At 70.4% G+C, this 19,172-nt stretch carries 13 protein-coding genes; 7 read left to right on the top strand and 6 right to left on the bottom strand.

The window, feature by feature from the left end; translation table 11 throughout:
- Positions 1–4 precede the first annotated feature (4 nt).
- On the bottom strand, positions 5–1,330 hold the full coding sequence (locus tag FHX44_RS31965; protein WP_147259177.1) for a lysine N(6)-hydroxylase/L-ornithine N(5)-oxygenase family protein: 1,326 nt from the start codon (positions 1,328–1,330) through the stop codon (positions 5–7).
- A gap of 244 nt (positions 1,331–1,574) precedes the next feature.
- On the opposite strand from FHX44_RS31965, the gene FHX44_RS31960 reads away from it, so the two are divergent.
- Together FHX44_RS31960 and FHX44_RS31955 are read left to right on the top strand one after the other, a co-directional pair.
- Positions 1,575–2,522, top strand: a complete 948-nt coding sequence (locus FHX44_RS31960; protein ID WP_246170705.1) for an ABC transporter substrate-binding protein — start codon at positions 1,575–1,577, stop codon at positions 2,520–2,522.
- Between the two features lie 369 nt (positions 2,523–2,891).
- A complete protein-coding gene (locus FHX44_RS31955) occupies positions 2,892–4,547 on the top strand; it encodes a hypothetical protein (RefSeq protein WP_147259175.1) in 1,656 nt (551 codons plus the stop codon).
- 41 nt (positions 4,548–4,588) lie between these two features.
- Here the strand turns inward: FHX44_RS31955 and FHX44_RS31950 are convergent, their stop codons facing one another.
- The 3 genes from FHX44_RS31950 to FHX44_RS31940 all read right to left on the bottom strand — a co-directional run bounded on the left by FHX44_RS31950 (position 4,589) and on the right by FHX44_RS31940 (position 14,057).
- Positions 4,589–4,831, bottom strand: coding sequence for a hypothetical protein (locus tag FHX44_RS31950; protein WP_147259174.1), 243 nt, complete (start codon positions 4,829–4,831; stop codon positions 4,589–4,591).
- Positions 4,832–5,004: 173 nt separating this feature from the next.
- Entirely contained in the window at positions 5,005–5,685 is a 681-nt protein-coding gene (locus FHX44_RS31945) for a hypothetical protein (protein ID WP_147259173.1), read from the bottom strand.
- Positions 5,686–5,696: 11 nt separating this feature from the next.
- Complete coding sequence (locus tag FHX44_RS31940; protein WP_147259172.1) at positions 5,697–14,057, bottom strand: hypothetical protein; 8,361 nt, start codon at positions 14,055–14,057, stop codon at positions 5,697–5,699.
- A gap of 323 nt (positions 14,058–14,380) precedes the next feature.
- Between FHX44_RS31940 and FHX44_RS31935 the strand changes: the two genes are divergently transcribed.
- Positions 14,381–14,566, top strand: a complete 186-nt coding sequence (locus FHX44_RS31935) for a VOC family protein (RefSeq protein ID WP_147259171.1) — start codon at positions 14,381–14,383, stop codon at positions 14,564–14,566.
- Positions 14,567–14,664: 98 nt separating this feature from the next.
- On the opposite strand, the gene FHX44_RS31930 is transcribed toward FHX44_RS31935, so the two are convergent.
- Positions 14,665–15,585 (bottom strand): alpha/beta fold hydrolase, encoded by a 921-nt coding sequence (locus tag FHX44_RS31930; protein ID WP_212612744.1) that lies wholly within the window; start codon positions 15,583–15,585, stop codon positions 14,665–14,667.
- 65 nt (positions 15,586–15,650) lie between these two features.
- Between FHX44_RS31930 and FHX44_RS31925 the strand changes: the two genes are divergently transcribed.
- From FHX44_RS31925 to FHX44_RS31910, 4 genes are all read left to right on the top strand, one after another.
- The gene (locus tag FHX44_RS31925; RefSeq protein ID WP_147259170.1) at positions 15,651–16,196 is read left to right on the top strand and encodes a helix-turn-helix domain-containing protein; all 546 of its coding nucleotides are present in this window, start codon (positions 15,651–15,653) and stop codon (positions 16,194–16,196) included.
- 92 nt (positions 16,197–16,288) lie between these two features.
- Positions 16,289–16,654 carry a PadR family transcriptional regulator gene (locus FHX44_RS31920; RefSeq protein ID WP_246170704.1) on the top strand — a complete coding sequence of 122 codons (366 nt, stop codon included), beginning with the start codon at positions 16,289–16,291 and terminating at the stop codon, positions 16,652–16,654.
- A gap of 3 nt (positions 16,655–16,657) precedes the next feature.
- Positions 16,658–17,998: a permease prefix domain 1-containing protein gene (locus FHX44_RS31915; RefSeq protein ID WP_147259169.1), complete on the top strand. Its 1,341-nt coding sequence runs from the start codon at positions 16,658–16,660 to the stop codon at positions 17,996–17,998.
- Between the two features lie 211 nt (positions 17,999–18,209).
- Positions 18,210–18,494 (top strand): hypothetical protein, encoded by a 285-nt coding sequence (locus FHX44_RS31910; RefSeq protein ID WP_212612743.1) that lies wholly within the window; start codon positions 18,210–18,212, stop codon positions 18,492–18,494.
- A 44-nt stretch (positions 18,495–18,538) separates the two neighbouring features.
- Here FHX44_RS31910 and FHX44_RS31905 read toward each other — a convergent pair whose 3' ends face one another.
- Complete coding sequence (locus FHX44_RS31905; protein ID WP_147259168.1) at positions 18,539–19,144, bottom strand: TetR/AcrR family transcriptional regulator; 606 nt, start codon at positions 19,142–19,144, stop codon at positions 18,539–18,541.
- Between the last annotated feature and the right edge of the window lie 28 nt (positions 19,145–19,172).

The following is a 19,172-nucleotide window of genomic DNA, read 5'->3' as shown; positions in this document are numbered from 1 at the left end:
GGCACTATGCGCGGTCGCCGGTCGGCTGCAGCGACTCGGTGATCGACTGCAGGATCTCGGCGGACCGCACCGCGATGTTCGACAGCAACGACGAGGTGAGCCCGTGCGTGTGCTCGGTGCCGCCCTGGAGGTAGATGTTGCCGGAGTGACGCTCGGAAGTCTGCAGGCGGTAGTCCCGGGTGACCTGCGGCCCGTCGGCCGGTATCTGCGGACCGCCGAGATCCCCGAGGATGTCGCGCAACGGCATCGGATCGAATCCGGTGGCGTACACCACGGCATCGCACTCGAGCGTGGTCACGCGCCGGGTCGGCTTGTGGACGACCTCCACCCGCACGCCGGTCGAATCCTCCCGCACCGCGCGCACGCTCGACGCGCCGTGCATGAAGAGCCGCCGCGCACCGGAGACCCGCTCGGCGTACTCGCGCCGGTAGAGACTCTCGATCAGCGGGAGATCGACGCACGAGTAGTTCGTCGACCGGTGGTAGTCGAGCAGTTGCCTGCGCACCGCGGGATCGGCGGAGAAGAAGTCGTCGACGGCCGCGGGATCGAAGACGCGGTTCGCGAACGGGCTGTCGTCGGCCGGGCTGTAGCCGTAGCGGGCGAACACCCCGTGCACTTCTGCGGCGCCGAAACGGTCGTGCAGGTACTCGGTGACCTCCGCCGCGCTCTGGCCGGCGCCGACCACCACGAATCGCTGGTGCCGCAGCTCGGGAAGCTCCTCGAGGTGGTCGAGGAAACGGTGGTTGTGGAACTGCCGCACGGAAGGCCGGACCCCGCTCGGCAGCCGGGGTGTCAGTCCTCCGGCGAGAACGACGTTCCGGGTGGGCAAGGCGTACGAGCCGTCGGGTCCCTCCACGACGACCTCGAGCCGGCCGTCGGCATCACGCACGGCGACCGCTTTCGTGTCGTACCGCACCCGCGCGGACACCGACTCCGCCGCCCAGAACAGATAGTCGTGGAACTCGAGCCGGGTCGGGAAGAAGGTCTGATGATTGATGAACTCGGTGAGCCTGTTCCGCTCCGCCAGATAGTTCACGAAGCTGTAGCGGCTGCGCGCGTTGCGCTGGGTCGCGAGGTCCTTCAGGAAGGAGATCTGCATGGTGGTGCCGGGCAGGAGCATCCCGGTGTGCCACCCGAACTGCTTCTTGACCTCCACGAACTCGGCCCGGACCGGTCGCGGGTTCGTCGCGTTGTACTCCTCGATCGCGATGGCGAGGCCGAGGTTGGACGGCCCGAAACCCACGCCGACGACGTCCAGGGGCTCATCCCCCTCGGCGTGCGGCTCCGCGATCCCCGGAGGCATGGCCTCCTCGGACATGACGAGCGACATGATCACCTTTCCCCCGAGAGATGAGCGAAGCCTAGCCTAACTACACCGGCCTTCGAGCAACGTTGCGAACATCACCTTCCGGCCGCGGCGCCGGTGCGCCACCGACTCCTACCTGGCCACGTGAGGTAATGCTAGCCTCAGCTAACTTCTCGAAGGGGTGTCGATGCAACCCAGTCACAGCGGACACAGCAACAGGGGCCTCTCCGGCGTAGCCCGCTGGAAGCTCCGAGGTCACGGTGTCCGATTGGCCGCGCTCGTCGCATTTCTTCTCGCCATCGCCATGGTCGGCGCCTGCAGCTCCGCCCCGGCCCCGGGCCCCTCGGACGAGGCGGTCTCCATCTCGCACAAGTTCGGCGAGACCGAGGTTCCGAAAGACCCCGCCCGCGTCGTCACCGTCGGCTGGAACGACCAGGACTTCGTGCTGGCACTGGGCATCGTCCCGATCGTGACCCGCGCCTGGTTCGACAGCTACGACAACTACCCCTGGGTGCAGGAGGCCACCGGCGGAAAGGGCGTCGCCACCATGGGCGGCGACGGGATCGACTACGAGGCCGTCGCCGCGGCGAAACCCGATGTGATCTTCGCCGTGTACGAGACCGTCGACCGGCCGACCTACGACCGGCTCTCCCAGATCGCTCCGACGGTCATCCAGTCCGGCGAGTACCCGGACGAGGAGACTCCGTGGAACGTCCAGCTGCTTCTCACCGGTAAGGCGCTGGGCAAGGAGGCCGAGGCGCAGACCCTCGTCGACGAGGTGAACGCCAAGATCGAAGCGGCCAAGGCCGCGAACCCCGGGTTCGCCGGCAAGGTCCTCGTCGAGGACTTCGGCCCGGAGAACGGCGGGCATTACCTCATCGGCAAGGGTGATCCGCGCCGCGCGCTGTTCGACGCACTCGGATTCGAGGCCCAGGAGCACGTCGGCGACCTCAGCGAGGAACAGCTCGCACTGATGGACCGCGACGTGCTGTTCGTCAACGGCGCCACCAAGCAACAGATGACGGCTTCACCGGTATTCGCCCGGCTGGGCGTCGTGCAGAGCGACCGCACGCTCTACACGACGTTCGACTCCAACCTGAGCGGAGCGCTCTCCTACAGCGGCCCGAAGGCACTGCTCTATGCGCTGGACCAGCTGGTTCCGCAACTGTCGAACGCGGTCAACGGAAATCCGGTCGCGGACCTCTCCAACGCCTGAGACGGACGTCCGGGTCGAGGCGTCGCAGGTGTGGCGGCGACTCTAACGATCAGCACCATCCGGGTGAAGGTCGATCACCGACGGTGACGCCGCCGCACGGCGCGGCAACTCGTTGCAGGCCGCGTCGATCTCCCTGCTTGCGCCGTTCGGACTTCCCGCTGTCGGCCGCCGGCAGGAGTTCACCGAGGTCGGCGTCGACGGGCGGGCGCCGGGTAGCGCCGGGCGGCCTGCGGGGAGCCGTCGAGCTGTTCGGGTGACGGGGGACGAACGAGCGGACCGACCCTTCTCGGGGCCGCAACGGGACGGCGGCGGGAGGCGATTGTTCAGCTGCCCACCGCCTGTTCGAACGCCAGCAGGAAGGCGTCACCCGTGCAACCGCCCGCCAGCCCGCACCGCCCTCACCCTCGAGGCGGCGAGGCCATCACCGTCGCCGAGCTGCTCGCCCGGTACCGAGGCACCCCCGTCCCCGTGCAACCCCGACGCAACTCGGGCGACGGGGTCTCGGTCGCGGCCCTCCTGCGCCGCGAAGGGCGCGGCCCGCACGCGGCGGACCGGCCACTGCTGCCGCGCGGACACGCCCGGATCGCGGCGGCGCCCGCCGATCCGCCCCGCCACGGCGGCCGCAAAGCGGCAGCGGTGGCGGGCGTGCTGTTCGCCGCCACCACGGTCCTCGCGCCCGCGGTGGTCGACGACGGCTCGGGTCGTTCGGCCCCCTGGGCCGGCTCCGACGCCCCACCACCGCTCACCGACCTGTTGGGGCTCCCGGGAGAGAGCACACTCGCCGACCACGCCGACGCTGGCAGCCTCGTCACCGCCGCGGTGCGAGAGCTCTTCGCCGACGCCCTCCCTTCCGAAGTGGACTCCGCGGCGGTCCACGCCGCTGCGCAGCAGAAGGGCGGCCGGGTCCTCGCCGTGCGGTACCCGGCAACGCCGGGCGCGGCACCCACCGGGCCCATCGCATCCCTGCCCGGGAGCCTCCCGCCCACCGGAACCGACGCGCCGCCCGGCGGGACGGGGCCGTGGCCGTACCCACCGGGCGCCGGCGCGCCTGCTCCCGGTGGCGGCACCACTGATCCCGGAGCACCGCCCGACGGCGGCCCCGGTGGCGCACCGGGCCCCGGTCCCTCTTCCGGAGGGCCGACGATCGGTGCGGCGCTGTACCCACCCACGCTGACGACGCCTGCGGCGCACCTGCCGGCGGCGGGCCTCGAGCTGCCCGTGGTCGGTCCGGTCCGCGCACCTGCCGTGACCGCAGGGGCCGGGGTCGTCGATCCCCCGACGGTCCGCGCCACCCTCGACCGGGACGGGTTGGAGGCGGTCACCGGAACAGCGGAGATCGGCCTGCCGGACGTCGATGTCACCGACGTCCAGGTCGGCGCGGTCACCGCCTCCGGGGCGAGCGTCACGACACCCGACGTCGACGTCTCCGGCGCCCGGGTCGCGCTGTCCGCCGACGCGCCGCCCGCGCTGACACTCCCCGCCGTGACCGTCTCGGCCACGCAGATCGAAACGCCGGACCTCGCGCTGGGGCCCGCGGAACTGGCACTCCCCGACCTCGAGCTGCCCGCCCTGCAGCTCAACGCGGCCGACGAGCAGGACGCGGACCAGGACACCCCTGAACCGGTGGAGCCCGAGCCCGATCCCACCGACCGGCCGGCCGAGAGCGACGACGCGACCCCGGCAGCCGAGGATCCCGAGACCGCCGAACACGCTGCCGAGCCGGCAGGCGACACTCCGACCGGCGAATCCGACGAACCCCGGGCGGGCAACAACGGGAACGACACCGACGCCGTCAGCACCGACCCCGACAGCGACACCGACAGCGACACCGACACCGACAGCGACAGCGACAGCGACAGCGACAGCGACAGCGACAGCGACAGCGACAGCGACAGCGACAGCGACAGCGACAGCGACAGCGACGATCGCGACGGCGACGATCGCGACGGCGAGAGCAGCGCCGGCAGCGAGGACACGCCGGTCGACACCGGTAGCAGTCGCGGCACCGACGACGTCGACGAGTAGGCGACGTCGTCCCACGGCGCCCGCTCGGCGTCCCGCGCTGCTCACGGCCCGGGGGGAAGGTGCACGATCGCCGTGTCGTCGCTGGCGAGGTCGACCGGAATCTCGACGTCAGGCCACCACACCACGACGACGCGCGTACGAGCCCCATCGGAGGTCCCGTAGTGGTGCACCTCGCTGAGAATGCCGCTGAGCCCGTGCCCGCCCGCGCGCTCGATGAAGATCGGCTTGCCTCGGTGTCCCGAGTGGAGCTCGCCCAGGAAGATCGATCTGGGTTCGTTGTTCACAGGTCCCCGACCTGTCCGCTGCCGACGACGACGGCTCACCGTAGCGGGTGATCACTCATCTGATGCGTGCAGCCGCCTCCCGATCACCCTCGGCGATCGACTCGAGGGGGACGGGCCGGACTATTCGGCGCCTGCGCTCGTTGAAGTCTCGAGCCGGAACGCCCGATCGTCGTTCAGGCGCCGGTCTCGGAACGGCGCGGCGGCAGGTGGAGCACCCGTCGCGTGCGCTCGTCGATCTCGGCGCCGCCTTCCTCCGAGTGCCGGATGCCGCTGTACACGAGATCCCAGAGCCGTTGATTGGCCTCCAGCAGCCCGAACGGCAGGGTGAGCCGCTGGCCGGCCGGCCCGACGAGCCGGAGCGCGAGACCTCGCGGCGAATCCGTGACGCTGACCGAGCGCAGCTCGTAGAGCGGTAGGTGGGTTCCGGCGCCGTCCGCGTCCACCTCGGCGACGGCACGCGCACCGGCCCGCAGCACGACGGTCGGCTCGGAGGCGTTGTACCAGAACGCCAGCACGGCAACCGCCGCGACGACGGCCGCGGAGATCAGAAAGGCGAGCGTCCGGTCCTCGGCCGTGAACCACACGACGAGCGCGATCACGACGGCGACCGGCAGGACCATGTACACCGCCCCGAGAGCGGCGTCCCGCAGGCGTCTCGGCGGGCGGGCCGCGACGCTCTCCAGCAACGGATCACCCTGCCCGGTCGAGGCGACGAACAGCCGGTCGGCGACCTGGTGGTGGGCGGCCTTCAGCCGGTAGCGCTCACCCTGCCAAGGACCGTCGACGCGCGGCGCGGTCGGCGGCCTCCGCTGCCCGGACGAGTCCGGTGCGGGAGGCAGATCCCCGTTCGACACCACCACCTCCTCTAGAACAGGCCGCCGAAGAAGTCGCCGACAGCGCGACCCGCGGACTTGACCCCGCCCCACGCGTCTTGGGCGCGGTCCCCGATCCAGTCGTCGACGTTCGTGTTGGCGAACAGCATCGAGGCCCCGACACCCACCAGGATGCCGCCCGCGACCGCCCACCCCGCGACCGGAACCGCGGCCGCCGCCCCGGCCGCAATGATCGCCGCCTGCGCCCCGGCACCCGCGGCCGCACCGACGATCGCGGTCGAGCCGGCCCGACCGACCGCGTGCGCCGGGTCCTCGCCACCCGAGATTCCGGCGGCGACATCGATTCCCACACCGATGATCGTGCTCGCCCCGGTGACCTTGGTCAGCCCGCGACGGACGGTCTCCTTGACCCGGCTGTCCCCCATCACCCGGCTCCCGTCCGGCCCGGTCGTACGGTTGATCGGGTCCGCAGCGGTGCGCGCGCTGAACCGCTGCGCGCCTTCGGGGATGTGCCCGTGGATCCCCCGCGGCACCCGCCGCTGCGTGATGTCCCTCAGCTGGCTCGACGCCTGGCGGTAGTAGTCCGCGAGCCGCTGGTGGCGAGCGGCCGCCTCCGGCGTGCTCGCCCTCGCCGCAGCCCGCTCGTGCCGGGTGGCGGCATCGTTGTAGGTGCCGATCCCCCGGTAGTAGTTGTTGGCCAGGTCCACGCCGACCCCGGCGACCGTCGGCGCCGCGCCCGGGTCCCAACCCTGCCGCTGGTCGTTGCCACGCAGCCCGTTACCCGTGTTCCGATCGCCGATGTTGCCGTTCCCGGCGTTGTCGTTGCCCTGGTTGTCGTTGCCCAGGTTCCGGTCACCGACGTTCCGATCGCCCACGTTGTCGTTGCCGCGGTTGTCGTTGCCCTGGTTGCGGTCACCGACGTTCCGGTCGCCCAGGTTGTCGTTGCCCTGGTTGTCGTTCCCGACGTTCCGATCCCCGACGTTCCGGTCACCGGTGTTGTCGTTGCCCCGGTTGTCGTTCCCGACGTTCCGATCCCCGACGTTCCGATCCCCGACATTGTCGTTGCCCCGGTTGTCGTTCCCGACGTTCCGATCACCCACATTCCGGTCACCGGTGTTGTCGTTACCCCGGTTGTCATTACCCCGGTTCCGGTCACCCACGTTCCGGTCACCGACATTGTCGTTACCGCGGTTGTCGTTCCCGACGTTCCGATCACCCACATTCCGGTCACCGGTGTTGTCGTTACCCCGGTTGTCATTACCCCGGTTCCGGTCACCCACGTTCCGGTCACCGACATTGTCGTTACCGCGGTTGTCGTTCCCGACGTTCCGATCACCCACATTCCGGTCACCGGTGTTGTCGTTACCCCGGTTGTCATTACCCCGGTTCCGGTCACCCACGTTCCGGTCACCGACATTGTCGTTACCGCGGTTGTCGTTCCCGACGTTCCGATCACCCACATTCCGGTCACCGGTGTTGTCGTTACCCCGGTTGTCATTACCCCGGTTCCGATCACCCACGTTCCGGTCACCGACATTGTCGTTACCCCGGTTGTCATTACCCCGGTTCCGGTCACCCACGTTCCGGTCACCGACATTGTCGTTACCGCGGTTGTCGTTCCCGACGTTCCGATCACCCACATTCCGGTCACCGGTGTTGTCGTTACCCCGGTTGTCATTACCCCGGTTCCGATCACCCACGTTCCGGTCACCAACGTTGTCGTTACCCCGGTTGTCATTGCCTCGGTTCCGGTCACCCACGTTCCGGTCACCAACGTTGTCGTCACCCCAGTTGTCGTTCCCGACGTTCCGATCCCCGATGTTCCGGTCACCAACGTTGTCGTTACCGCGGTTGTCATTACCCCGGTTCCGGTCACCCACGTTCCGGTCACCGACATTGTCGTTACCCCGGTTGTCGTTCCCGACGTTCCGGTCACCCACGTTCCGGTCACCAACGTTGCCATTGCCCCGGTTGTCGTTGCCTCGGTTGTCGTTTCCGATGTTGCGGTCACCGATGTTCCGGTCGCCGACGTTGTAGTTGCCGACGTTGTAGTTGCCGACGTTGCCGTCGCCGCGGTTGTGGTTGCCGACGTTGGAGTTGCCGATGTTGTAGTTCCCCCGGTTGTAGCTACCAACGTTGCCGTCGCCCCGGTTGTAGCTACCCACGTTGGAGTTGCCGACGTTGTAGCTACCCCGGTTGTAACTGCCGACGTTGCCATTGCCCCTGTTGTAGCTACCGACATTCGAGTTGCCGACGTTATAGTTCCCGCGGTTGTAGCTGCCGACGTTGCCATTGCCCCTGTTGTAGCTACCCACGTTCGAGTTGCCGACGTTGTAGCTACCCCGGTTGTAGCTACCGACGTTCCCGTCGCCGATGTTGTAGCTACCGCTGTTGCCGTTGCCCCGGTTCCCGTTCCCCCGGTTCCGGTTGCCGATGTTGCCGTTGCCGACGTTGTAGCTTCCGGTATTGCTGTTGCCCCGGTTCCCGTTGCCCCGGTTGCCGTTGCCGCGGTTGTTGTCGCCGATGTTGCGGTTGCCGTGGTTGTTGCTACCCCGGTTCCCATGGCCCTGGTTGTTGTGGCCGTGGTTGTTGTTGCCCCGGTTGGCGTTGCCGACGTTCCCGTTGCCGATGTTGTCGCTGCCGGTGTTGCCGCTGCCTCGGTTGCGGTCACCCCTGTTGCCGTCCCCGACATTCCCGCTTCCGGTGTTCCCGCTACCGAGGTTGCGGTCGCCCTTGTTCGCGGAGCCGCGGTTCAGATCGCCGCGGTTGCGGTGCCCCACGTTGCGGTTGCCGATGTTGTGGTTCCCGACGTTCAGGTCGCCCACGTTGTGGTCGCCGACGTTCCGATCGCCGGTGTTGTGGTCGCCGAGGTTGAGATCGCCCTTGTTGTGGTTGCCGATGTTGCGGTCGCCGACGTTGTGGTCGCCCTGGTTCAGGTTCCCGATGTTGTAGTCGCCGTTGTTGCCGTCGCCGACGTTGCCGACGCCGTTGTTCATCTCTTCCTCGACCGTCCCGGTGCACCCGATGCCGCAGCCGACGAGGACCGCGCTGGTCCGGGAGTTGCCGGACGGTCCGCTGCGGGGCTGGTCGGCGGCGGGCTGCTCCGTGACCGCGTCGTAGATGACGAACTCAGGGGCGCTGGAGGCCTGGGAAGCCGTCTGGCCGGTGCAGCCGCCGCCGGCAACCGTGCAGGCCGCGGTGCTGTTCGAGCCCCGCCGCCGCTCGCTGGCACCGAGGTCGATCGCGTTCGTCTCGCTCGCAGCCTTTCCGCCGCACGACATCGAGCCCACGGGGCAGGTGCTCTGCGCGCTGGAGCGGGAGACGCTGACCGGCCCGGAGACCTGCACGGGTCCGTGCGCGGTCATCACCGGCTCGGAGCGGTTCTGCACCAGCGTGTTCGTGTCCGCCCCGCAGCTGCCGCCCGCGCCGCGGGTCTCGCAGGACGTCGTGCCCACGCTGTCGCGATACGCCACGTCGCCGGACGCGGAGCCGGTCGTGGCGCTGCCGGCCCGCCCCGAGCAGTCGGCGGTCTGGCAGGCGACCCGCGCGTGCGCCTCGCTCCACGCGATCAGCGGTCCGGTGTCGCCGGTCGTGGTCGTCCGCTCCGTCTCCTCCGCCGGGGCCGGTGCCGCCGGATCCGTGCTCGGGACCGAGTCGACCCTTGCCGCGAGTGCGCGGGCGGCGGACTCGGCGTTGCGGTCGGCCAGCCAGGCGTCGGCGGCCGTCGGTTCGTGGTCGTTGCTCACACGCGACGTCGAGTCCGACACGCACCCCGTGGCGTTGGCCTCGCAACTCGACGTGCCGGTGGTCTCACGCACCGGTGCGGACGCGCCACCGGCCGCGACCCCGACGCCCTTCGCCCGGGTGCCGCTCGCACCCTTGCCGCCACACCCGGCGACGCCCGCGCAGTCGACGACGGCGTTCGCCGAAGCGGTGCCGGTGGAGTTGGCGGTGTCGCCCGGCCCATCGACGCTGCCGGACGAGCCGTCCGCGACGGCGTGGCTGTCGGCCATGCAGGCGCCTGCGCTGATCTCACAGCTGGACGATCCCTCGCCGAGCCGCTGGGAACCGGTCCCGCTCGCCGCATCCGCGCTGGCCGCCGTCGCGCCCTTGCCCGTGCAGCCGGCCACGCCACCACAGTCGACGGTCACCTCCGACGAGCTGGTCACCAGCGCATCGCCGTCCGACAGCGCCGGCCCGTCCGCGGACTCGGATTCGGACTCGTCGATCGACGTCTCGGTCCCGGTTCGGCTCGTCGCCTCGCACCCGCCGCCCCGCACCTCGCACGACGCCGTCCCACGGCTGTCGCGACGCGTTCCGGCCGTCGCTCCGTCCGCGGACCCGCTCGTCGCGGTCGTCCCGCTCCCGGAGCACTGCGCTTCGGCGCAGTCGACCTCGACGCGGGCGGCACCGTCGATGTCGAAGCCGTCACCCGACCCGTCGACGTCGGACTCGGAGACCGCGCGGCACCCGCCGCCCCCGACCGTGCAGCTCGCAGTGGCGTCCGTGGCCGCCTCGGGCGCCTGTGTCGCGGTACCCGCGGTCCCGGCACGGTGATCTGCGGCGGTCGACGTGGCAGCCGAACCGGCGCAACCGGCGCCACAGTCGACCTCGGCCTCTGCCTCGGCCTCACCGGCCTCGTCCAGCTCCACCGAGCTGGACGTCGCGCAGTCGCCGCCTTGGCACCGTGCCGACGCGCTGCCGGCGCCTGCCGCCGCATCCACCCGGTCGGCCGTGCCCTCACCGTCGCTGCTCGCCATCCTGGCCCCGCCGGCGCGGTCGCTCCCGGAGCTGTTGCTCTCACACGACCCACTCGTGCTGTGGCAGTCCGCCGAGGCGCCGTCCGGCACGGCCCGGGAACGCTCTTCACACACTCCACTGCAGCGCGCCGACGCCTGGGTAGCCCGGCCGTCCTCGTCGCGAGCGGCAGCGCTGCTCTCACAACCGCCGGACACGTCGCACGACGCGGATGCCTCGTTGTCCCCCGACCTGGACGACGCGCCGCACCCCGACACACCCGACAGCGCCACGCACCGATCCGAGTCGCGCTCGCCGTCGGCGTCCTCGGTCGCCGCCCCGCATCCGACGAACACACCGCTCGACCCGCAACCGGAGACCGCTCCCTCGCCGTCGAGGTCGTCCTCGGACACCACGTCCAGGTCGTGCCCGGTGGCGTCCATCAGCTCGTCGGTGGCCTCGTAGACCTCGTCGCGCCGCTCCTCGTGATCCGCGACGTTGCGCTCGTGCTCACGCTCGGAGGTGGTGCCCGCCGCGACCATCCGCTCCTCGGTCGCCAGCTCTTCCTCGCGGTCCGCCAGCTCCCGGTGCCCGTCGACGACCTCGTCGATCAGCTCGACCCGCTCGGGCGACAGTTCCGCCCTGGCCGCTTCTGCCTCCGCCACCCGCCGCTCGTGCGCGGCCTCCTGCTCGGCGTGCTCAGCGGCCGTCTTCTCACCCGCCGCGACCTCGCGGCGGCTCTCCTCGAGCGCCTCCGCGCTCTTGTCCGTCTCGATCCGGTCCCGCAGAACCTGCTCTGTCAGCTCCTCGGAATCGGAGTACTCGTCCTCATCCTCGTCATCATCGGAGTGGCGCGCCGAGGACGGAGGACCACGCGCGCTCTCTGCAGACAACAGGCGCGAACTCAGCGTCCCCTCCGCGCATCCACCGCCGGACGCCTCGCACGAGTCGGCGTCGGTCCCGTCGGCCGGGATCGCGTCATCGCCGTCGCCCGGCGCGACCTGACGTTCGCCCGCGTTCTTGGTGCTCACGTCCCGCGTCAGCACGGCCTGCTGCGGCTCCGGCCGATCCGACGGCCCCTCACGCGACCGAACCGACCGGGACACCTCATCGGCCAGCTCGTTCACGGCATCGGCGAGATCCTCGCCGAGACCGTCGGCATCGCCGTCGGACTCCACCGCTTCCCGGACGACCTCGACCACCCGGTCACCGATTCGATCCAGCTCCTCGGCGTCCACCCGCGGGCGCCGGTCCGACGCGTCGCGCATCACGACCTCGCCACGCCGCTCCGACGGCGCCACCAACCGGTCGACGACCTGCGCGGTCTCCGCGCCGGCCCGCTCGGCCAGCTCACGCAGATCCTCCGACTCGCCGGCATCGTCGTCCTGCTCCGACCCGTCGCGCGTCACCTCGAACCGCTCACGCAGTACCGACTCGGCATCATCATCCGCGTCGGACAACCGCTCCCGGGCCGGCGACCCGACCGCCTCCCCATCGGGATCGTCCGAGTCCGACAGCCGTCCTGTGCCCGTCACGCCGTCGTCATCGAGGTCACCACTGCGCCGCGCCGGCCCCCGGTCACCACCGATCCGCTCGGTCAGCTCCCGCACCGCCCGCGCGACGTCGTCGCGCTCGATGTCGTCGCGCTCTGTGCCGTCGCGACCTGTGACGTCGCGGTCGGTGTCTTCCCCGTCGGCGGCATCGTCACGATCACGTTCGGCCCACTCGGCGCGAGCCGCCTCCACGCGGTCGCTGATGTCCTCCCCGGAGGACGCAGCCTCGACCCACTCGGGGATGCGCGCCAGCACGTCCCGCGCTGCTTCGCCGGCATCGTCGCCCTGCTCTTCCACCAGATCCTCGACGGAGTCGGTGACCTCGCGCGAGACGTCCTCCGCCGCGACGACCGCGTCCCGGTTCTCGCGCTCGTCCCCGTCCTCGCGGGACTCGCGGCCTCCCCGGCTCAGCTGCCGCGCATCATCCGACACCTTCTCGGCGAGCGCAGACCACCGCACGGCACCGCCGTCGTCGCCTGCCGCCGACACGCTTCGTCCGGCGGTCCGGTCGCGCTCGTCACCCGCCCTCGACCGCACGTCCGGCGACTCATCGCGCTCCTCGAGCGCTTCGGCCCCGGACCGTCGCCCGTCACCGATCCCGCTGTCGTCGGCTGCCTCGACCCGATCCCCGCGGTCGGCCTCGCCCGTGACCTCGCTGCCCTCCGCCCGGCGCCGCACGGAGGCGCTCACGTCGGCCGAGTCGGTGTCAGCGGCGTCGGCCTCACCGTCGGTGTCGGTCGGGCTCCAGGGGGCCGCCAGATCCTCGCGGTCGGCCTCGTCCCGTCCGAGCCCCGGCCGGTCGGCGCCGCTGTCACGATGGCCGTCGTTCGTGCTGCGGCGCGCCCCGGTCTCGGTCCGGTCCGCCGGGTCACCGCCCCCGTCGACCGGCCGCGTCCGATCGCGGCGATCTTCACGCCCCTGGCCGTCGTCGCCGTCGCGCCGTCCGGCTCGCGCGGCGAGCTCGTCGCGGACGGTCTCCCCGGCCTCCTCGGCGCGGTCACCGCCGTCCCCCTCGGAGGCGGTCTGCGGATCGACGCCCTCAGCCTCGGAGTCCCGCGCCTGCCCGCGTTCACGCGTCCCACCCGGCTCCTGTGCGGCGGAGCGGTCGCCGCCGTTCGTGTTCTCCCGGTCCGCCGGGTCGTGGTCGGCCTGGTCCTGGTTCGCCGGTTCCCGGCTCTCGTCGTCCCCGGCGTCCCCGGTGCTCTCGGTGCCCGGCTCCCGCTCCGCGTTGCGGCTGCTGCCGTCGGAGCGTCGTTCCTCCCGGCGGGACTCCTCGTCGTCGGACTGCCGGCGCGAGGTTCGTTCACCCGTGCGCTCGCCGCCGTCGACCGGACCGCTTTCCTCCGACCTGCGATCGCCGGACGACCCGTCCTCGGTATCGGCCCGGCTGGCCCGCGAGCTGTTCCCCTCCCGGCTCTCGGAGCCGTCCGAGTCCTCCGGGTTCCGCTCGCGAGACTCTTCCTTCTCGGAGTCCTTCTTCTCGGACTCCTCTTTCTCGGACTCCCGCTCCTTGGACTCCTGCTCCTTGGAGTCCTTCTTCTTGGAGTCCTTCTTCTTGGAGTCCTTCTTCTTGGAGTCCTTCTTCTCGGAGTCCTTCTTCTCGGAGTCCTTCTTCTCGGAGTCCTTCTTCTCGGACTCCTTCTTCTCGGACTCCCGCTTCTCGGACGCCCGCTTCTTGGACTCCTTCTTCTCGGAGCCCTCCTCGCCGGAGTCCTTCTTCTCCGACTTCTTCTCCGAATCCGAGCCTTCCGAGTCCGATCCGGAGTCCCCACCGTCATCGCCACCGTCAGAACCCGAATCGCCGTCTCCGGAATCCGAGTCGCCATCTCCGCTTCCTGCGGGGCTGATGCCGCCTTCCTTCATCAGACCCTGCTTGACGGCTGCAACCTGCACGACCGGTATCGCTGCCGCCGCGGATGCCGGGGCCGCCGTCAGGAACGCCGCCCCGACCCACAACACCACGACCGCTCCGGCGAGCGTGCACAGCCACCGCACCACCTGCCACAGCCGGTCGACCGGCGAGAGCCGCAGCCGCACGGCGTCGACGTCGGCACGCACAGCAAGGCCGAAGGCCTCGCCTTCGCGCACAGACACCTGACCCATGACGAAACTCCAGACAGTCGCCGCCGCGCGGCAGAGTGGACGGAAACATCGGGACGTGCGGCCAGGGATCGGCCCGCTGACGTCCGGGTACGGCTGTCACCGGCCCACGCCGCGCCTGAGGCAAGCGGCCCTACCGGCGATCCACGCCGCACCACGCCCCGGCGGCCCGCCAGTTGCGACACGTCAGCAACCGACTCGGGCCCACCGTGGGCAACTGCGAGACTGCACGGCGCCCGCATACGGCGAGCACCGGACGCATGAAGCGTGCATGGCGCCCGGATGACGATCAGGTGCTTCCTGGACTCGAACCACGTGGACGGTCGGTGCGCCCGCATCTGCCCACCGACGTACTGGTGGGCATGTGCTGGGATCGCGCGCGGACCGAGTTGGAGACAGCCGGGATCGAGTTCTTCACCGACACCCAGCGAGACGACAGCGGGTCGTGGTTCCATTTCCGCGGCCCGGACGGGAACGTCTACGAGCTCATCAGCCGAACCCGTTCGGCGTGACGCCGCCGGGACATTTTTCGATCCCGGCAACTGCTGTCACGGTTGATCGACCACAGCCGTCGTGGACACCTGGACGAGGCGCAGAGCACCGCCGCGCACTACATGCCGAGCAGGTCGTGGATCGCGCGCAGTACCGCGTCGGGGCGGCGCCAGTGGATGGAGGCGTGTCCGGCGCCGTGGACGAGGCGGTTCTCGCCGCGCGGAACCGATGCGGCCAGGTCGGTGTACAGCCGCCGCTTGCCCTCGATCTCCTCGCGCAGCAGCGCATCGGACTCGCCGATCAGCACCGCATTCTTGAAGTCGTCGACATCCATCGCGGTGAGGAGGATCAGCGGTACGTCGGGGAGCGGCCCTGCCTGGCGCAGCTCGTCGAGGAACCGGTCGCGGTAGGGCACCAGCGCGTACCCGTCCATGATCCATTCAGGACTGACGTGGCGGTCGACGAGCGGCTCGCGGATCTCCTCCGGCCAGTCCGCCATCATCCGCGCGAACAGCCCGCGGTAGAGCTGGACGGCCTCCTCCGGCAGCTCGTCGGGCAGCTCCTGGTCGGGGTCCCACGCGGCCCGCATCTCGGTCAGCTCGCGGGGCATGTAGGAGTCGTAGTCCTCGTGATCGGTCTCCATGAGGACGAGGCCGGCCACCTCGTCGGGAAAGCGCGTCGCGTAGTGCCGGGCGAAGAGGCCGCCGAGGGAGTGGCCGACCAGCACGTAGGGAGCGGGCGTGCCGGCGGCCCGCAGCAGCTCGCGCAGCTCCTCGGTCACCTCGGCCGAACTGAGCGGAACGGCGACCCGGTCGCTCCACCCCGTCCCGGTCCGGTCGTAGACCACGCTCGTGGTGAGCTCGGCAGCCTTCTCCTGGACGTCCCAGTAGTCCAGGCCGACCCCGCCGGCCCCCGCCAGGAACACCACGGCCGGAGCCCCGCTTCCCGAGCTGTGCAGCAGCAAGCGGCGACCCCCCACGTCGAAGTACCGCCCCAGGGGTGGTCGGTCCTGCATCGCCGCCCTCGCGTTCGTGCTCATGGCAGACCCCTCGCCGCAGCCATTCCCAACTTTGGAAACGGTACCAGATGTGGGATCGTCGGCTCGTGGATACGCTCGGCCTGCTCGTGCATCCGGTCCGGCTGCGCATCGTGTTCGCCATGTCCGGCGGACAGACGCGGACGACATCCGATCTGTGCGCCCGACTGCCCGACGTCCCCAAGACGAGCGTGTACCGGCACGTCGGGGTGCTGGCCGACGCCGGCGTCCTGGAGGTGGCGCGCGAGGAGCGCGTGCGCGGCGCGGTCGAGCGCCACTACCGGCTGCGGCACGAACGGGCGGCGATCGGCGCCGACGTGGCCGCAGCGATGTCGCTGGACGACCATCGCCGCGCGTTCGCGGTCGGGATGGCCGCGGTGCTCGCTGAGTTCAACTCCTATCTCGACCGGCCCGGCGCCGATCCGACCGCCGACCGGGTCGGCTACCGGCAGGGCGTCCTGTGGCTGCGCCCCGACGAGCTCACGATGCTGATCGATGGGCTCCGGTCGGTGCTCCGGAACGTGGTCGACAACGAGCCCACGCCGGACCGCAGCCCGCACCTGGTCACCGCGATCTTCTTCCCGGCCGGCGAGGAGACCCCGCACACGCGCTAGGAAGCCGTCGACGTTCTCGGCAGCCGCGCCCCCGGGCGTTTGCGGCCCTTGATACATTGTGCTTCTATGCATAAAGGTTCAAGCTATGCGAGGTGGTCGTGCAGATCGACAAGGACCTGGTCGCGGCGTCGGCGACACCGCTCGTGCTCGCGATCCTCGTGGAGGGCGAGAGCTACGGATACGCGATCCTGAAGCGGGTGCGCGAGCTCTCCGGGGGTGAGCTCGAGTGGACCGACGGGATGCTCTATCCGCTGCTCCACCGCCTCCAGCGGCTCGGGTACGTGACGACGGAGTGGCGGACGCCGCCCGAGGGACGTCGCCGCAGGTACTACGCGATCACCGACGACGGGCGAGCGGCACTCGCGGAACAGCGACGGCAGTGGGTCACGGTCACCCGCGCACTGGGCGACATCTGGCGAGGTCCCGGTGGACTGATGCCCGCGCTCGGCGAGGTGTGAGCCATGGATCGGGTGGAGTCGCAGATCGCCGAATGGCGGGCCTACGTCACGAAGGCACCGGCGGTCGCGGACCGCGACGTCGACGAGCTGGAGGCCCATCTCCGCGACCAGATCGCGGAGCTGGGCGCGGCCGACCTCACGGCCGACGAGGCGTTCCTCGTCGCCGTGAAGCGGATGGGCGACCTCGACAGCCTGTCCCGCGAGTTCGCGCGCGAGCACAGCGGCCGGCTGTGGAAGCAGCTCGTCCTGGGCGGTGAGGACGAGGCGGTGCGCTCGTCCGGCGGGTGGTTCGAGGCGCTCGTCCCCGCCGTGGGTGCGGCGGTCACCGTCCAGATCGCACGCCTCGCCGCCGGGTTCCCCCAGGACGAACCGGGCTGGCTGCTGCGGAACGCGGGCCTGCTGGTGCTGCCGTTCCTCGCGGCGTACTTCGCCCGGAGGCGGCGGCTCGACGCGCGGCGGTGGCTGCTCACGGCCGCACCGTTCGTGCTCGCCGCGCTCGTGGTCAACCTCTACCCGTACCGCCCGGGCTCGGCCACCGAGCTGCTCGTCGCGCTCCACCTGCCCGTCGTGCTGTGGTTGGCGGTCGCCTACCCGTACATGGACGGCACGGTCCGGTCGCACGAGCGGCGCATGGACTTCGTCCGCTTCACCGGTGAGTGGGTCATCTACTACGTGCTCATCGCGCTCGGTGGCGGCGTGCTGCTCATGCTCACCGGCGCGATCCTCGATCCGATCGGTGTCGAGGTCGAGCGGATCGCCGAGTGGGTGCTGCCGTCGGGCGCGGCCGGTGCCGTGATCGTCGCGGCGTGGCTCGTGGAGTCCAAGCAGCACGTGGTGGAGAACATGGCGCCGGTGCTCACGATGCTCTTCACCCCGCTGTTCGCCGTGATGCTGACCGTCGCCGCGGTGACCTATGTCGTGTCCGGGGTTGCCGCCGCGTTCGACCGCGAGCTGCTCGGGGTCTTCGACGCCCTCATGGTGGTCGTGCTCGGGCTCGTCCTCTATGCGATGTCGGCGCGGGACCCGTCCCGGCCGGCCGGGCTGATGGACCGCGTCCAGCTGCTCGCCGTCGGGAGCGCCCTCCTGCTCGACGTGATGGTGCTCGGCGCGATGGTCGCCCGGATCGGCGATCTCGGGTTCACCCCGAACCGGACGGCAGCGCTCGGCCTCAACCTCGTCCTGCTCGTGAACCTGGCGGGTACCGCATGGCTCTCGATGCGGTTCCTCGGCGGGCGGGCCCCCTTCCACCGCGTCGAGCGATGGCAGACCCGGTACCTGCCCGTCTTCGCCGCCTGGCCGGCAACGGTCGTCGCCGTTCTCCCGCTCGTCTTCGCGTTCACCTGACCCGCGCTTCGTATCCCACAAAACGATCTCTGCGAGTAACTTTCCAACTACTCCTCGTGACCTCGCGGCAGCGTGGTCGTTGTGCCGGGTGCACGACCGACAGGGACCCGAAGGACCGATCAGCCCGTCGCTACGCCACCTGTCGAGCTTCGAGACCAGGACAACGACCGCCGGCCGAGCGCCCGGCGGCTTCGGACGAGGAGTGTCCAGAATGATGTGGTGGCACGGGCCCGCGATGAACACCTGGGGCTACGCGCTCACGACGCTCGGCATGGTGCTGTTCTGGCAGCTCGCGGTCTTCGGCGCGATCGTCGTGGTTCGTCATCTCGGCCGCTTGAACGAGTCCGTGCCCGAACGACCCCTGCCGCCCAGCTACTCGCCGAGCGCTCCGCCCGCCGCGAGCTCGACGAGCAGGAGCAGCGAGGACATCCGGACAGGAGTGGACCGCAGCGAGCCGGCCGCGACGTCGCAGCGACCGATCCTCAGGCTCGTGTAGGAACGCCGGCTCCGTTGCCCGCCGGGTGCGTCCCGGCGCGTGAGTCAGGACGGGCTCACGACCTCGCTCGCCGTGGCGGCCGCGATGGGCAACTGCCCGAAGAGGGTGCGCTCCACGTACTCGGTCGCGATCGCGACCACGTCCCGGTCGTCCAGGCCGACGACGGGCGGCAGCCGGAGTATGTGACGCGTCAGCGCGACCCCGAGCAGGTGTGTACTGAGCAGGCCTGCGCGCAGCTCCACCTCGGGCCCCTCGCCCAGTAGCCGGCGGACCATGGCGCTCACCTGGCCCGAGAACACCGCGCGGAGCCGCTCGGCCGCTTCCTCGTGGGTCACGGCCGAGCGCAGCAGGATGCTGAGCGGTCCGTTCCGGTCGTTTCGCCACATCGTCACGAAGTGCTTGGCGAGGACCCCCGCGGCCTCGTCCCGGGAGATGGCAGCGAGGTCCGGCAGCTCGAGGTCGACGTCCACCGCCGCCGTGAACAGGCCGTCCTTGCTGCCGTAGTACCGCATCACCATCGACGGGTCGATGTTGGCGTCGGTGGCCACCTGCCGGATGGTGGTGCGCTCGTAGCCCTGCTCGGTGAAGCGCGCCCGCGCGGCACCGAGGATCGCCTCACGCGCGGCGAGGGATCGGTTGGTGAACGGCACTCGCCGACACTATGCGAACGGTTGTTGG

The sequence above is a fragment of the Pseudonocardia hierapolitana genome (assembly GCF_007994075.1).
Classification (GTDB): Bacteria; Actinomycetota; Actinomycetes; order Mycobacteriales; family Pseudonocardiaceae; genus Pseudonocardia; species Pseudonocardia hierapolitana.
Note: the sequence above shows the minus strand (reverse complement) of the source record. Positions and strands in the feature narration are given on the sequence as shown.